This window comes from Aquimarina sp. Aq78 (assembly GCF_900299525.1).
Classification (GTDB): Bacteria; Bacteroidota; Bacteroidia; order Flavobacteriales; family Flavobacteriaceae; genus Aquimarina.
On sequence record NZ_OMKA01000026.1, the window covers coordinates 324325 to 342638 of the forward strand.

General features: G+C 34.4%; 8 protein-coding genes. 3 read left to right on the forward strand and 5 right to left on the reverse strand.

The window, feature by feature from the left end:
* Nucleotides 1–5: 5 nt before the first annotated feature.
* Genes DG435_RS17680 through DG435_RS17700 form a run of 5 tightly spaced genes read right to left on the reverse strand, consistent with a single transcriptional unit; the run spans nucleotide 6 to nucleotide 10099 of the window.
* Entirely contained in the window at nucleotides 6–3149 is a 3144-nt protein-coding gene (locus tag DG435_RS17680; protein WP_106791860.1) for a glycoside hydrolase family 2 TIM barrel-domain containing protein, read from the reverse strand.
* A gap of 4 nt (nucleotides 3150–3153) precedes the next feature.
* On the reverse strand, nucleotides 3154–6195 hold the full coding sequence (locus tag DG435_RS17685; protein ID WP_106791861.1) for an aminotransferase class III-fold pyridoxal phosphate-dependent enzyme: 3042 nt from the start codon (nucleotides 6193–6195) through the stop codon (nucleotides 3154–3156).
* Entirely contained in the window at nucleotides 6196–8199 is a 2004-nt protein-coding gene (locus tag DG435_RS17690; protein ID WP_234387061.1) for a trehalase family glycosidase, read from the reverse strand. It lies immediately after the preceding gene.
* On the reverse strand, nucleotides 8192–9040 hold the full coding sequence (locus DG435_RS17695; protein ID WP_159025506.1) for an aldose 1-epimerase: 849 nt from the start codon (nucleotides 9038–9040) through the stop codon (nucleotides 8192–8194). The genes DG435_RS17690 and DG435_RS17695 overlap by 8 nt, the downstream gene beginning before the upstream one ends.
* A 60-nt stretch (nucleotides 9041–9100) precedes the next feature.
* Nucleotides 9101–10099 (reverse strand): GntR family transcriptional regulator, encoded by a 999-nt coding sequence (locus DG435_RS17700; protein WP_106791863.1) that lies wholly within the window; start codon nucleotides 10097–10099, stop codon nucleotides 9101–9103.
* A gap of 142 nt (nucleotides 10100–10241) precedes the next feature.
* Between DG435_RS17700 and DG435_RS17705 the strand changes: the two genes are divergently transcribed.
* From DG435_RS17705 to DG435_RS17715, 3 genes are all read left to right on the forward strand, one after another.
* Complete coding sequence (locus tag DG435_RS17705) at nucleotides 10242–13310, forward strand: TonB-dependent receptor (RefSeq protein ID WP_106791864.1); 3069 nt, start codon at nucleotides 10242–10244, stop codon at nucleotides 13308–13310.
* 28 nt (nucleotides 13311–13338) lie between these two features.
* On the forward strand, nucleotides 13339–14859 hold the full coding sequence (locus tag DG435_RS17710; protein ID WP_106791865.1) for a RagB/SusD family nutrient uptake outer membrane protein: 1521 nt from the start codon (nucleotides 13339–13341) through the stop codon (nucleotides 14857–14859).
* A gap of 93 nt (nucleotides 14860–14952) precedes the next feature.
* Nucleotides 14953–18276, forward strand: coding sequence for a VCBS repeat-containing protein (locus tag DG435_RS17715; protein ID WP_106791866.1), 3324 nt, complete (start codon nucleotides 14953–14955; stop codon nucleotides 18274–18276).
* Nucleotides 18277–18314 lie beyond the last annotated feature (38 nt).

Consider the following 18314-nt stretch of genomic DNA (forward strand, 5'->3'; position numbering starts at 1 on the left):
GTTTCTTATTTAATTGGTTGTATTGTAAATGAATAGTTGTGTTTTGTTGGTTTTATGGTGTATTCATCATGTACCAAACGTCCCCAAGAAGTATCTCCGCCTACTCCCATTTGTTGATAGTCGATATTCCATTGGATAGTTTCTCCTTTTTTAATATCTGCTCCGTGTTTTTTAGTGACCGGCACTAATCCCGAAGCTGAAGCAGCTCCATCTTTTTCGCTATTAAAATCTAATTCGGTCATAGCAAAAGGCCAAACACTACTATTGAGTAATGATGAAGAACTGTTGGCTATAACAGATACTGTATTCGAAGCAATTTTTATCCATCTTACATCTGTTTTATTCCCGGTTTCTTGTGGTCTGGAATAGGTATGAAATTGTGTATCTACCGTACCTGTATATACTCCTGTTTTAACCCCTGTTTTGCGATCCCAATAACTTTCTTCTGGACCATTACCATACCAGGATACCTTCTGGAATGTGTTAGGTAATGTAAGGTACATTCCTAATCTTGGGATGTTAGGTAAATCACTCTGGTTTGGAGTAAAGCTAAAGTCTACTTTCATTTTTCCATTGGCACTAATATGGTACGTTACGGCTACACTTGCTTCGTTTGTAGGAAGTGTGTAGGCTACTTTATACGAAACACCAGAATTCTTTATTACAGGATTTTCAACAAGTTTTGCTTTATAATTATAAGAGGCATATTGCCATGTTTTGGCCCATTTATCCATACCATTACCTAGATCATTATCTGTAGGAGGGCGCCAAAAGTTAGGTCTGATAGGATGATTAGTGATTACAATTTCATGATGCTTCCAGGAAATAATTTCACCGGTTTTTTTATCGAGTTTCAGATCCACTATTTTATTTTGGATGTCAATAGATTGATCTTTAGATATGATTTTTAAATCATTAGAAACTGAAGGCGTATTCATAAATCCAGTTCCTTTTTGAATAACAAATTGATCCCATGCAATTTCATGCCCTTTAGGAAGTAATGAGTTTGCATCTTTTTGAAGTAAGCTTACTTCTAGAATGTATTCTTTGTTTCTGTCTAAAACCTTAGGGAATTTTTCTAGTGTTACTGCTTTTTTCTCTCCAGGTAATACAAGTGCCGAAATCCCATTACCTTCTGCTATTTTAACACCATCTTCTAATACTTTCCATGAAATACTTTTATCAGTAAAATCCTCGAAGAAGTTTTTATTTTCTATTTCTATAGCTCCTTTTCCGGTCGTATAAAATTGTGCAGGTTCATACACTTTCTTTACTTCGGATAAATGTGGGTGTGGATTTCGATATGGATCTACTAATCCATTATTTAAAAAATTACCATCTGTTGGCAGATCAGGATGATAATCATGCCCATATGCTAAATATGAATTTCCGTTTTCGTCTTTATATTCTAAACTTTGATCTACCCAATCCCAAATAAACCCTCCCTGAAGATTAGGATATTTTTCGATGATATTCCAATAGTCCTGTAGGTTACCAACAGAATTACCCATAGCATGAGCGTATTCGATCATGATAGAAGGTTTATCAGAATCAGATTGGCCGTGATGAATCAGGTATTCTGGCTTTGGATACATCGGGCAATACACATCGGTATACTCCTCTTTACCTGCGGGTTCATATTGTACAATACGATTGTCATCGTGTTCTTTTAACCATGTATAGGTAGTTCTAAAAATCTCTCCTTCTCCTGCCTCATTTCCTAATGACCACGAATAGATAGACGGATGATTTCTATCTCTATAGAACATTCTTTGTGTTCGTATCATATGCGCTGGCAACCAACTCATCTCGTTGCCGATTTGAGTTTTTTCATCGATAGCCAATGGGTGACTTTCTATATTTGCTTCATCAATAACATATAATCCATATTGATCACATAGATCTAACCAATAAGGATCATTAGGGTAATGTGCACTTCGTACTGCATTGATATTATGTTGTTTCATTGACCTGATGTCCTGTTCCATAGAAGCTCTGGAGACTACATGTCCTGTAAACGGGTCGGTCTCATGTCGATCTACACCACGTATATATATAGCCTTGCCATTAATTAAAACCTGACTGTTTTTAATTTCTACACGTTTAAAACCAATATGTCGATTAATATATTGATTACTGTTGCCCTGATCAGGGTTTTCTAAAGTGATTACCAAATTATATAGATTGGGAATTTCGGCAGACCACCTTTTAACGTTCTCTATTATTTTCTCTGCAGTAACATCAATTTTTGATTGCGCAGGTATTTTTATCTCTTCTGAAGTAGTATAAATTGTGTTTTTCCCATCTAATACCGTAACAGATACCATTCTGGTCACAGCCTCTTCAAGACTATTGGTTACAGATATTGTTCCTTTAAAAACTCCTTTAGTATAGGATTCATCTAAGTTGGTATAGGTATAATAATCAGAAATAAATACTTTAGGCTGTGTATATAAATAGACATCTCTTTCTATACCACTCATTCTAAGCATGTCCTGACTCTCTACATAGCTAGCATCACTCCACCGGAAGAGTTGTAGTGCTATAAGATTTTCTCCTTTGGTAAGGTATTGGGTTATATTAAATTCGGCAGGGGTTTTACTTCCTTGCGAATATCCTGCATATTGACCATTTACATATACATACATAGCAGATTTAGCTCCCGAAAAATGGAGAATAACGTCTTCTGACAGGAAACTCTCATCTAAATGAATAAATTTTCTATAGGTTCCTACAGGATTATAATCTTTGGGAACATTAGGCCATTTTGTTGTAAAAGGATACCTCTCATCCAGATAGATTGGTTTTCCATAACCTTGTACTTCCCAGTTTGCAGGTACAGGAATTGTATCCCAATCATGGTCAGTATATTCAGTATGTTGAAAAGTTGTCGGACGTTGTTTAGGGTCTTTTACCCAATTAAATTTCCAATCTCCATTTAAACTTAAAAATCGTTTCGATTTTTCTTTTTGCTTTACCAACTTAGATTCATAGCTAAAGAAAGTGGCTCTGGGAGGCAGTTTATTTTCTTCGAATATCTGATGATTAAAATGATTCGTTTGTTCTGAAACAGGTTGTAATGGCTCTTTATTACAGCTGTACATCCCTATTGCCCCTAATAATATGATTATATATTTTAATTTCATCATTGTGTTATATTTCTTTAATATTCTGCATGTAGTCTTCTGCAAATACTTTATCGAGGTAAAAAATTAATTCTTCTGCATTTTCTTTAGTAAAAATGATAGGAGGCTTAATTTTTAATACGTTATGATCCGGTCCATCTGTACTCATTAAGATACCATGATCTTTTATCCTGTTGGCCAAATAATCAGCATGATTTGCCAAGGGGTTCATGTTATCATCTACAAGCTCAAAACCTAGAAATAATCCTTGTCCTCGAACGTCTCCTATGATTGGATATTTTATAGCTAGTTTTTGTAGTTCTTCTTTTAAAAATTCACCTATTTTTAAAGCGTGGGATTGTAGGTTTTCGCGTTTTACTGTTTTAAGAACTGCTGTTCCAATAGCCGAAGAAACCGGGTTTCCTCCAAAGGTGTTAAAGTATTCCATTCCATTAGCAAATTTGTTTGCTACCTCTTGTGTACACACAACTGCCGCCAGTGGATGTCCATTACCTAAAGGTTTTCCTATGGTTATAATATCAGGGATTACATCATACAATTGAAATCCCCAAAACGTTTTTCCTAGTCTTCCGCATCCTACCTGTACTTCATCAGATATACATAATCCTCCTGCGGCTCGAGTATATTCGTAGGCTTTAGGTAAAAAACCGTCTGGCAATTCAATTTGGCCACCACAACTTATAATAGGTTCTACGATAAAAGCCCCAATTCCTCTTCCTTTTTCATGTACATCATTAATACAATTCTTAACCTCTAAAGCATAGTGTTCTCCCGTATTTTCTCCTCTGTATTTTCCTCTATACGCATCAGGTAAGGGAAATATATGAGTATGCTCTGGAGCTCCATGACCTCCATTACCATCAAATTTATAGGAACTAATATCGATGCACATGTTAGCATTTCCGTGATAACCAACTTCTGATGCTATGATATCACGCTCTCCTGTTACAGCTTTAACCATTCTAATAGCTAGTTCATTGGCTTCACTTCCAGAATTAACAAAATGCAATACATTCAATTCTGGAGGCAAGGTTTCTATCAACTCCTTTGCTAATTGATTAATAGTATCGTGTAGATATCGAGAATTAGTATTAATCAAGGCCATTTGTTCTTGCCCTGCTTTGACTACTGCATAATTTTCATGCCCTACATGAGCTACATTATTTACCGTGTCTAAATACTTTTTACCATATTGATCTATTAGGTATTGACCAGCTCCACGTACCATCTTAATAGGCACTTTATATTGCAAGCTCAAGCTCTTGCCTAGATGTTTTTTTCGATAAGTGATCAATTCTTCATTAGTAGCATCACTTTGAGAATTTAGACTTTCTAATTTGAATAAGAAGTTTGGATTCGGGCATAACCCTTTCCACACTTCTATTTGATTGTAATATGCTACTCCGGGAAAATCTACTGTATAGTTTAGCATAGAAAGCATGATCTGAAAATGTAAATGTGGAGCCCAATTTCCATTTTGAGTTGGATCACCAAGATATCCGATACATTCCCCTTTTTTTATAATATCTCCAGGTTGTTTTTGTAATACACTATCGACCGTTAAATGCCCATATAGCGTATAGAATTCTAATGAATCATTTTGATGCTTAAGTATAATTAACCCTCCATAGTTTTTATCTCCGGTATGATTAAATGCCGTTATAACTTCTCCATCTAATACAGTATGAACCGGAGTGTTTGCTGGCAGCCAAAAATCTACCCCAAGATGGACCGTTCTACTTTCTCGTCCGCTATTTCCTGTTTTATCATATGTCGTCGATGTGTATAGTGCTCTTGGTTCTAAATATCCGCCTGCGATAATCTTGTCTGGGTTTTCCTTTTGAAGACGATCTACTTTAAACTGAAATACTTCTAAATCATTAAATTCTTGTTGATGCCCAACCCATTTGCTGGATACGCTCAAATCTAAAGAGCACACTTCATTTTTTTGAACCGAAGGAAATAGTTCTGATAAAGAATAATTATTATTTTCTATCCAAACTCTAAATGCTTTTTCATTGGGATGTGCAGAGTACCCGCAAGTATGTCTAAAACTATAATGGGCATACTCTTCGCTAATTTGCCTCCATTTCTTGAGCACTTGCCAAGCTGGTTTTTCACTTATTAGTAAGTATTCATTATCTGGTTCCTTGATTTTATTAATAGCAGATTTTGTAACAGAAATTACCAGGCGCATAGCTATTGCTACATACAGATATTTTAGTTCTTCTTCTTTTAGCGGAAAAGTAGCATGGTATCCTTGCAGTATGGGTAAAGTTGCTTCTAGTGGATCATTATGATTCATTATAGCATACGCACAGGCAATAGCTATATCATTAATAACCTGAGTGTGTATCGCATCTCCATAATCTATTGCTGCTTTAACCTTAGGGTGAATCAAGTTTTCTGAAACAATAACATTATTGTCGTTAGCATCATTATGAACTACTGACTTTCTAAGTATAGCATATGAATCCTGGACGGTTTCAAATCTATTTTGAAAAAAAGAAATGATATCTTTTTCTTCGTCTTCAAACAAGTGTAGATGTTCTTTGGTCCATAAAGATTGTGCGATGTCCCAAACAAATTCCCGATGTGCTTCAGGATGATCAAACCCTTGTAAGGCACCTGTTAGTAATCCGCATTGTTCTCCTAAACTGTATCGTAACGTATCTAATTGTGGATTAACACTGCTCCATACTCTACCGCTTATCCAGGATAATAGACGTACTTTTCTAAGCGTATTATTTTCATCTATAATTTCGGATATAGCATTCCTTTCCTTATCTCGTATTACTCTGGGTGCTATAAGGTCCTTTCCATTTTTCTCTACGTATTCTAGTAATTGCTGTTGATAATCCAGGTACTTACTATGTTCATCAGGTCTTGATATTTTAAGAATATATCCATCTCCATGTTCGGTTTTAATTCTAAAATTAAAATCAATTTCTCCAGGAAGAGAAGAGGCTTTTCCTTTAATGCCAAATAATTGCTGCAGTATTTGTTCTGCTTGATTAGTAGTTACCTGTAACGTCGAATATTTCATCATCTATTCTTTTATTAATAGCATTATAATGTGTGCTGCACTCCAACTAAAATTTTGTGCATGTAATCCCTGACCTGTTATTGGGTGATAGTTTTCTCGAATTGCTTTTCCTTTTTCTAATAAGCCTTCTGCCCCTTGGATGATTTGTGCAGTAGCATGATCTGCTTCTTTATCAAATCCATAATTACGTAATCCTTTTACTCCAAAATACGATTGATCTAACCAGTTAGGGCCTCTCCAATAGCCTTTTAAAGGATCAAACTTTGGATGATCTGCAGACATGGTTTGAAAAGGTATTTTGGTATAGAATTTACTGGGATTCATCATCTTATTTTTTACAGCCTCTGCTTGTTTTTGGGTTGCTACATTTGCCCAAAGAGCCGTCCACCCTTCACTACCTTCTCCTTTTATAAATGTTGTTCCGTTTAGATTAGTATCATAAAACCAACCATCAACAGGATCATAAAATTGGTTTTGAATTGTTTCTTTCAGTTTTTTTGCTTCTACCTGGTATTGTTTTGCATCATCATCTTTTTGAATAGCTTGTGCAAGTTTTTCTAAATACAGTTTTTCGGCATAGAGGTATGCATTAAGATCAACACTTTCCTGATCCAAAGAATAGGCCCCTTCTTCATTTTTAAGAATTTTAGAATCGTCAAAACGAATGGCATTATCCATACCACTTTCCCATTTGGCAGCGACAAGACTTCCATCGGTAGACCCGTACTCACATAGTCCGTCTTTATCATGATCTCGTTTTTGATACCACCAATAATGGTATTTTTTAAGTTTAGAGTACATTTCTTTTACAAAATCAAGATCATTATCTTTTTCATAAATTTTAACTACTGCCCATGCCGATAATGGTGGTTTTGTATCTCGATAGTTATGGTCTTCTATGCTCGTATCTCTGTATACACAATCTGCTACAAAACCATCTTCGTTCTGAAATTCGAACATTAATCGCATCTGTTTTTTAGCTAATTCTGTATTGTAATAGGATAATCCAACAGCATGTTTCCATGAGTCCCATGACCAAAACCCATTAAACCACTTGTAGTGATAGCTGGGGAACAATCCTTCGTGTTGTATTTCTCCTGCGGGAATACGCCAGTTGTTTTGTAAGGTAAGATGAGCTTTGGTCAGTACCGTAGCATATTTGTCATCTTGAAATTTTTCTTTTCTTGCCTTAATTAAAGATTTTAGCTGCGTTTCTTTTTCGACGCTGCGTTTACTTAAGATAGTGTCAAAATCAATAGTAGCGATCGTTTTTTGTTCATCTTCCCAGGAGTATTCGGGGAAAATAAAAGTCTGGGAAACCACAATCTCTTTAGTTGTTTTTGGGTTTAAATGTAGTTGCTGATTATTAGTAGAATAAGAGCTGTCGGTGCTTGTGATTTTTGTTTCATTTGGAAATACAATATGACCAATAGCATTAGATTTTGAAGAGTGTATGGTAATTTTATTTTCTGCTGATTCTAATCTTAGAGTTTCTGTTAAAAGCGGCTGATTTTTCCAGTTATACACCAACTCAATTGCTTTATCCGTTTTATTGGTAAACGTATATTGTACTAGTGCCGAATGTCCAGAGACAAATACTAGTTTTTGTTTTAGAACTACGTCTTTGTTTGTAAAGGTTTGTTCTAAATGACTGTTATATGCAGTTGTTTTATATTCACTCCAGGAAATGTCTCTAATATTTAGTTTTACGAGCATCTCACTACTCCAGATTCCATTTTGCTGAGTCATTAAAAAAGGCCCGGAGAACCCGGGAGAAGGACGAATAGAATCAGGAAAACTATAGGCAAACCATGCACCTTGATCTGAAAACATCAATCCCGATTTATCTATAGAATCTTTTGGAGTAACTCTATAGTTGAGGATGTTTTTACTATAAGAGAGGTATTCTTTTTGGATAATGTTTGGTGCTACTACCTTAGTATGCTTTTTACAACCAAGACACAATATGAGAACCGAAATCATTATAAATAGAGCATGCTTATTCATTGTTCTGAAGTTTAATTTTCCAATTTATCTTGTAGGTTTCTTTTGGGTTCAGGGTGCTTAACCCGAGTTTGTTATTAAAACTATTAGATGGCCCTGTTTTGGGTTCGATGGCTATAATATTTCTTTTTTCGGGTGTAAATACTTGTAGATAATTTTCTTCCGAAGAAGACTCAAGAATCAAACAATACTCCGGAGTATTAAATTTTGCTGTATTATTGTTAAGAATATAACAATCATCAAAAAGCCTGTCTTTGATCTGGATAGGTTCTTTTATAGTAATATCTTTGATCTTCATAGGGATCATATCTTTATCGAATACTAATTTTTTATTGCTTTCAACAGTAAGAAAACTCTCGTGTAAATCACTACTTAAAAAATATGGGTGCCATCCAATAGTAAAAGGAAAAGGAGTTTGATCATTATTGACTACAGCTACAGATAACTCTAAAGCATTGGCAGATAGAGTGTATGTTAAATGTATAGCGTATTTAAAAGGAAATCCTTTTACTTTTTTGGTTTCTTCATAACCAATAGTCACAGAAGCATGATTGAGACTAATTTCTTCTTTTATATAGGTAAAAGTCTTATTATATATCAGGCCATGTAAAGCATTGTTTTCTTTTTTTACATTAAGGTCTAAAACATATTGTTTGTCTTTAAAAATATACTTTCCATTTTTTATTCTATTGGCAAAAGGGAATAAAACAGCAGAGGCATATGAGGTATTATAATCTAGTAATTCAAGCCCAGCAATTATGTGCTTGCCATTAATTGATAATCCTTGTATGCTTCCTCCTAAATTTAAAGCTATTATGGCACTTGAACTTTGGTCTGTTCTCAAAAGTTCGATGTGATGCTTAGGGCTTTTTTGCCCTTTTATGTGGTTTATTTGATACAAAAGCTAAAGAGAATTTCTTAAAATTAAATTATTTACGTTTTCGATTCTAATCTGTTCCTTATTCGTAATCATTTCGGCCAGACGTTCTCCCATCTTATTAAAATCGGTAGAAATAGTAGTTATACCTCCTTCTACGATTTCTTTAAGAAGTGTATCATTATAGGATATGATACCAATATCTTTTGCAAGAGTAAACTCTACTTCTTTTATTTTTTTAATAATGCGAATGAGACTTCTGTCATCAGGAATTATGTAAACTTCTCCTTTAACTAAGGTTCTCCCTTCTAGAGAATCGATCACTTCATTATCAAATCGATAGGTGTTACAGAACATTTTAAAACCTTCAAACATTCCTGCAGGCTGTTTCAGCTCTTGAAAAAGCAGCACTAGTTTTTGATATTTTTTTAGAAGATGAAGCCCTTTGACCAAACCGGTTAAAATATCTTTCTTAAAATTTTGATGAATGGCAGGATATTGAGAAAGCTCGGGACGAGTTTGATCCAGTATATATACTCTATCTTGAGGTAAGACATCTAGTATAGCAGGAATATCATTTAAGTTTGCAGGCATAATAATATAATAATTATAGCTGCCAATATTGTCGTAAATTAATTTGCTAAATACATCATAATTGAAATGATGAAAATAAATATCTACTTCGATATTCGTATTTAAACTTTTTAAAAAAGAATTATACAAATCTTCTTTAAAGGCATTCAGTTCATCAAATAATAAAAAAATCTTTTGAGCGATTTCTATACTTTCGCTTTTTACATAATATCCTTTACCAGGAACAGAATTTACAATTCCTCTTACTTTTAAATCATTGTAAGCGAGTAATACTGTATCTCTCGAAAGGGAGAATCGAAGCTTTACACTGTTGATTGATGGTAATTTATCTCCACGCTTATACTCTCCAGACAAAATAGCACTTTCAATTGATGAAATGATCTGTTTGTATTTAGGTACACCTATATTTTCTACCACACTAATTGTTTTCATACTACAAATATATCATATTTTTTCTTTTAAAAAACTGGTAGGTACTAGTTGCTTTTTTAAAAACTAAAATTCTATATTGCGCCAATATTTTACGTTAAACCCCTCGTAAAATGGGGGATTATCACCAAAAAACAATGTGATTATGGAAGCAAAAAAAAAGAAAAACCAATGCTATTCATTTTTTTTAACTCTACTTGGGCTTACTCTATTTGGATTCGCTAATACTTATGCGCAAAATGCAGTAATAACAGGTAATGTTTCAGAAAATAGTAGCGGTTCTCCTTTACCGGGAGTTACAATTACAATTATGGGAGATCAAACTCAAGGAACACAAACTGATTTTGATGGAAATTACTCAATTGAAGTTTCGGGCCAGCAAACAACATTAGTATATCGATATTTAGGATTTGTTACCAAAGAAATCTTAGTTGGTAATCAAACCGTAATCAATGTTAGCCTTGAGGAAGATGCGCAGAGCTTGGGAGAGGTTGTTCTGGTAGGTTATGGAACGCAAAAAAAATCAGAATTAACTGCTGCAATTACTTCGGTAAACATAGAAGAGATACAAAAAATCCCTACTGCAGATATAGCAACATCTTTACAAGGGCAAGTAGCTGGGCTTAATGTAGCAATAGCGAGTGGTGCTCCGGGGAGTGCTCCGGTAATTAGGATTCGTGGTATGGGTACCGTAAATAATAATGATCCTTTATTTGTAATTGATGGGGTTCCGGGAGATTTATCTTATGTAAACCCTGCTGATATCCAAAATATAAGTATTCTTAGAGATGCGTCTGCTGCTACTATTTATGGTTCCAGAGCCTCTAATGGAGTAGTTATCGTTACTACAAAAAGAGGAAAAAGAGGAGACCCACAGGTTGTAGTAAACTCGTATATAAGTACACATTCTATTAATGATAATATAGAGATAGCAAATAGAGCTCAACACGATCAGATAAAACTCGAAGCGTATGCTAATGTAGGAGAAACTCCTGCTCCATATCTTACTAATGGAGAACAGTATGCAGATTCTGATTGGGCTGACGCTTATTATAAAAACGCTTTTGAACAGAAACATGATATTTCGGTTTCGGGAGGTTCAGAAAATACTACCTATAATTTTTCTGCAGGTTATTTTACCAATTCAGGAACTGTGATTAATACAGATTTCAACAGATTTAATACCCGATTAAATATGGATATCAAATTGTTGGATAACCGTTTGAAGATTTCTCCTGGTTTGGCCTATGCCAAAGAAAAAAGGCGAAGTATTTTTGAACCCCTTGATGGAGGTAACGCTAGCTTTTCTCCGTTTCTAAATATCTATTCTCAATTACCTCATAAAGCAATATATGATGCAAATTCATTAAATGGATTTGCTACACCTGCAACTGGTCTAGGTTCGGGAAATCCAATAGGCCAGGGAGAATTGACCGATCGTATTGATCGTGACGAATACACTCAATTTAATATTGCAGCCAACTTAAAATTATTTGATGGTTTAAGTTATCAATTTCAATATGGATTAAATGTAGAAAACGAGCACTTCTTTTTCTTTCAGCCAGCATTTAATTTTGGACCACAGTCTATTAATGAAGATCCGTTTTTATCTGAAACCAGATCAAGAACTACCAGTTGGACATTAAACAATACGTTAAACTATGTCAAAACATTTGGAGATCACGATTTTGATATTCTTGTTGGTGGTTCTAAAGAAGAAAATGTATTTAACTCGGCAGGAGGTAGCAATAATAGATTACCATCTGATGCAATACAAGCACTAAGTGCCGGGATCGGAGATGCTTCTTCTTTTGGTAGAAATTTTTCCAGTACATTACAATCTATTTTTGGTCGTTTAAGTTATGATTATGCCAATAGATATTATGTACAGGCCAGTGCCAGAAGAGATGGTTCATCGCGCTTTAGTTCTAAGAATCAATATGGTACTTTCTATTCGGTTTCATTGGGTTGGGCAATTCATAATGAAAACTTTTTTAAGACGGATTTGTTTACTCAGCTAAAACCTCGTTTTAGCTATGGTACATTAGGAAATCAGCTTATCCCTAATCATTTATTTTTGGCGAGGATTGGTTCTGGAGGACAGCAATTAAATTATCCTTTTGGCGAAGATGTAACACAAGCAATATTATCTGGTGCAATTGCTACGTCACTACCAACACCTGATATTCGATGGGAAGAAACGGCAACTACCAATGTTGGTATTGATATCGGTTTACTAGATAATAGAATCAAAGCTTCTTTCGATTACTTTAACGCCAAGACTACAGACATGTTGGTATTTACTAAAGTTCCTGGGAGTTCTGGAATTACAACAGATCCTTTAACCAATGCAGGAGATTTGGAAAATAAAGGATGGGAGTTTTCTGCTACATATAGTAGTAAAGAATACAAAGATTTTTCTTTTGATATTACTGCAAACTTAAGTACTTCAAAAAATAAGATCACAAAACTGGGAGTAGAAGGCGAAGCTCGTACTGATGGTTTTATAGAATTTAATAATTTCCCTACCACTCGTACTGAAGTAGGGGGAGAAATCGGACGATTTTATTTATTTGAAGCCAATGGAATATTTCAGAATCAGGCAGAAATTGATGCACATGGAGTTCAACCAGATGCTGCTCCGGGAGATTTACGATTTACTGATGTAAACGGAGACGGTCAATTAAACGATGATGATAAAAAATATATGGGTAGTGGACTTCCTGATTTTGAATATGGATTAACTCTTAATGCTAAATACAAAAACTTCGATGTTAGTGTATTCTTTCAAGGAACTCAGGGAAATAAAATCTACAATGGCGTAAAAATGTGGTTGTATAGAACAGATAGAAATAATGTGTCTTCTGATTTAGCTAATGCCTGGACACCACAGAATACGAATACAGATATTCCGAGAAATGCATTTGGTGATCCTAACAATAACATTAGACCTTCTAGTTATTTTCTAGAGGATGGATCATATTTAAGACTAAAGAACCTACAAATAGGATATTCGATTCCAGAATCTGCAATAAGTAAGATTCCTGTTTCGAGAATCAGAGTATATGCAACTGCCAATAATCTATTTACCATTACAGATTATTCAGGTTTTGATCCAGGTTTGGGAAATGGAGGAACATTTAATAGAGGAGTTGATAGAGGATTCTACCCACTAACCAGATCCTTTATATTCGGTATTAACGTGTCTATGTAATAGTTAGAAAAAATTAAAAAACAGAACAATGAAAAAAATTAGTTATTTATTAATTATAGTTCTTTGTATAGGAATATTGCACTCTTGTAGTGATGAGTTTTTGGACGTTCCTAACAATGAGAATTTGACCGATTCTAGTTTTTGGCAAACAGAAGAACATGCACTACAAGCTTTAACAGCTACTTATGGTGCAATGCATAGTGCAAGTGGAAGTAAGTGGGCTTTCTTTGAAGAGGTGTATACTGCAATGGCATATCGAGCCGATGATGTGACCAATAATACAGCAGAAACATATAGTCGATCCCTGGCAAGTTTCTCTAATACCACAGAAGATACAGGCCCATACAATATTTGGCAAAGTAGCTATGCAGGTATAGGTCGAGCTAATCAGATCATACAAAGAATTCCAGAAATGGAAGCTTTGTCTCAAGAGAATAAGAATACGATTGTAGCCGAAGCAAAATTCTTAAGAGCACTATACTATTTTTGGCTGGTAACCGGTTTTGAAAATGTACCTCTGGTAACTACTTATGAAACAGAATTAGATCGTCTTTTTGTGTCTCAGGTAACTCCTGATAAAATATGGGAGCAGATAGAAAAAGACCTTGCCGAAGCAGAACCAAATTTATTGACAGAACATTCATCCGAATGGAAAGGAAGAGCTACACAAGGTGCTGCAAAAGCATTATTAGGTAAAGCATATTTGTTTCAGGAAAAATGGAGCCAGGCAGAAGTCAAATTAGGAGAAGTAACCGGTATGGGATACTCTTTATTAACTAATTATGCAGATAATTTTAATGGAGCTGCAGAAAATGGGAATGAAAGTATATTTGAAATTCAGTTTTCGGGAGATCGTGCTAATGGTAATGATGAACGACAGGTTTTTAACTTTCAGGTTTCTCCTTATGCCTTTGGTGGATGGGAATTATTTTATCCTTCTGATTGGTTGGTTGAAGAAATGAAAACAGATTTAACTACCGGAGGAGAAATTAGTGAAAGAGTATATGAGAGTATTTTCTTTGACGATCCTAATTCTGAAATGTATAGTAGAGATGCAGATGCAGTTGTTGCTTACAGTGCTGTATCTGGTGACCTTAACCATCCTAAATACTTTAAAAAATATGCTTTTAATCAGGATGTAAGCTTTTATAACGGATCAAACATTGCTTTAATTAGATATGCCGATGTTTTATTAATGTATGCCGAAGCTTTGAACGAAAACGGTAAAACAGATCAAGCGATAATAGAGATTAATAAAGTTAGAGAACGAGGGAAAGCAGCTCCATTAGGAGCAATGACTCAAAGCCAACTGAGAGATCAAATTCGACATCATGAACGCCCGGTTGAGTTAGCTATGGAATTTGGTATTCGTTGGTTTGATCTTTATAGGTGGCAAAGAGGAAGTACAGATACAGAATCGATAAAAACAACGCTAGAAAATCATAACAAACCATTTGCAGAGAATTTTCAGGATAAACATATTTTATATCCTATACCATTACAGGAGATAAATATTAATACCAATCTTAAACCGAATCCCGGATGGTAAAAAACCCCCGAAAGTTGAGTTAGTTATTAAAACTAGTAAACACCTAAGAATTTTATTATTTTTAGGTGTTTATGCTATTATACAATATATGCCATGATCACAGATAGTAAAAAAATAAAAATACTTGGAGTAGTAATATGTATATTCCTAATCATATCATGTCACAACAATGAAACCACTCAACAAAACCTAAATTCTGATAAAAATAAAACATTATTTACTTCAGTTTTATCAGATCATTCGGGGATTCATTTCATAAACCAAATACCAGAGAGTAGTGCCATGAATAGTATGGTGTATGAATATTTCTATAATGGTGGAGGTGTTGCTATAGGAGATGTTAATAATGATGGATTATCCGATATTTATTTTACTTCCAATCTCAAAGAAAACAGACTTTATATCAATAAAGGAAATTTTCAATTTGAAAATCACACAGAGAAAGCAAAAGTAAAAGGCTCTTTTGGATGGACAACAGGGGTTACCATGGTAGATATTAATGCAGATGGTTGGTTAGACATTTATGTGTGTAAGTCGGGTAAAGGAAAGGCTGAAAATCGAGAAAATGAGCTTTTTATAAATAATAAAAACGGAACGTTTACAGAAGCAGCAGCCCAATATGGACTTAATTTTTCTGGATATAGTACGCAAGCTGCATTTTTTGATTATGATAAAGATGGAGATGTCGATATGTTTTTATTAAATCATAATGTATCTCCTATTAATACTAATAACCCAGAAGACTATAAAAGTAAGAAGAATGACCTGGTAGGAGATCGATTGTATCAAAATAACTTAGGAAAATTTACTGATATTTCTGATCAGGCAGGAATCATACAAAATCCTTTAGGTTTTGGTTTAGGAGTTTCTATAGGAGATCTTAATCAAGATGGTTGGCCCGATATATATGTAGCAAACGATTATATCGAGCATGATTACCTTTATTTTAATAATGGAAATGGCACATTTACAGAAAAAATAAAATCATCTATTGGGCATACGTCTAATTTTTCGATGGGAACCGATATTGCAGATTTTAATAATGATGGGCTGTTGGATATTATTTCGTTAGATATGGTAGCCGAGGATAATTATGGGATCAAAACCAGTATGAGTGGGATGAATCCAAAAGCATTTAACCATGCTGTTGATAATGGATTTCATTATCAATATATGTTTAATGCATTACAGCTTAACAATTCTGACGAATGTTTTAGCGAAATCGCACATCTCGCAGGAATATCAAATACCGATTGGAGTTGGGCACCATTGTTTGCAGATTTTGATAATGATGGATTAAAAGATGTATTTATTACTAATGGTCTTAAGAGAGATTTTAGAAATAATGATTTTAGAAAATATAAAGTAAAGCGATTAGAACAGGCTCAAAAGAATAAGGAAAATATAAAAAAAGTAATCGAAGAGTTAGTTCGTAAAACTCCACAACGAAAGACCCGAAATTACTTTTTTAAAAATAACGGAGACTTAACCTTCTCAAAGACATCAACATCCTGGGGAATTGATGCTCCTACTTTTTCTAATGGTGCATCTTATGCAGATTTAGACAACGATGGGGATTTGGATTTGGTTATTAATAATATTGATCAGGAAGCTACTATTCTAAAAAATAATACCAGAAATAAGAATTATGTACAGTTTCAATTTAAAGGAGATTCCCAAAACCCATTTGGAATAGGTACACGTATTGCTGTACAAACAGAAAAAACAACTCAAATATTCGAAAACTATCCCACAAGAGGATATCAATCTGCGGTAGAACCAATTATACATGTCGGATTGAACAGTAACACAACGCTGCAAAAAATCATAGTAACCTGGCCAGATGATAAAGTAGAGGTAATTAGCAATCCAGAAATTAACAAGAGAGTCATTATTAATTACAACGATGCTTCTTTTACACATCAAAAAAAGAAGAATTCTGGTGCAAGGTTATTTAAGAATATTACAAAAGATATAGGCATATCTCACAGGCATGTAGAAAATGCATATGATGATTTTGAAAAAGAAAGTTTATTGCCACATAAAATGTCTCAGTTTGGTCCTGCGCTTGCTGTTGGAGATATAAATATGGATGGATTGGATGATTTTTATATTGGCGGAGCAAAAGACCACCCAGCAGCATTGTATACACAACAACCAGACGGTTCTTTTCAATCTTCAAACGGTATGCTATGGGAAAAAGAAAAAGCGTTTGAAGATGTATCTGCACAATTTTTTGATGCAGATGGGGATAACGATTTAGATTTATATGTGGTAAGTGGCGGGAACGAATGGCCAGCAAATCATACAATGTATCAGGATCGCTTATATATAAATACTAACGGAAACTTTGTTAAAGAGAACAATAGATTACCAAAGATAGTATCTAGTGGTAGTTGTATAAAACCATTTGATTATGATCAGGATGGAGACCTGGATGTATTTGTTGGAAGTAGGCATACACCACAAAAATACCTGTATCCCGGAGCAAATTATCTATTAGAAAACAACAACGGTGTTTTTAAAGATATTACCAAAACGATTGCTCCAGAATTATCTGAAATCGGTATGATCACTGATGCAATATGGACAGATATTGATCAAGATGGCTTATCTGATTTGGTTCTAGTTGGAGAATGGATGCCTATAACGGTATTTAGAAACACAGATAAGACTTTTAAAAAAGATACTACTTTGTTTAAGAATACCGATGGTTGGTGGAATTCGATTAATAGTGCCGATTTTGATCAGGACGGAGATATGGATTACATAATGGGTAATTTAGGTCTAAACTATAAATATAAAGCCTCTGCCAAAGAACCTTTCGAGATTTATGCACATGATTTTGATGATAACGGAACCAATGATATTGTATTAGGATATTATAACAATGGAGATTTGTTTCCGCTTCGTGGTCGAGAATGTACCTCGCTCCAAATGCCATTTATAAAAGAAAAATTTCCAACCTATGAAGGTTTTGGTTCTGCAGACCTAATTCAGGTATATGGGCAAGAAAAACTAGAGAAAGCTTTACACGCCAAAGCGTATACATTTGCTTCTGTTTTTATAGAAAATTTAGGAGATGGAAAATTCAAAATTGTAGAACTTCCAAAACAAGCACAACTATCTTCTATAAACGATATTCATATTGATGATTTTGATGATGATGGATTAAAAGATATTCTTATTGCCGGAAACCTATATCAATCAGAAATTGAAACTCCTAGAAATGATGCTGGTTATGGATTGGTACTTAAAAATAATGGAAAGAATAATTTTGTTCCTATTTCAGCAACCGAAAGTGGCATCTTAAGTAAAGGAGATGTAAAAGCAATACGATCTTTTACATATAAAGGAAAGAAAGTAGTTCTTTTTGGTAGAAACAATGAGAGATTAGATAGTTATTCAATTGAGTGAGTCATGATCGATAAAATCTATTTTAGAATTCTTGATTC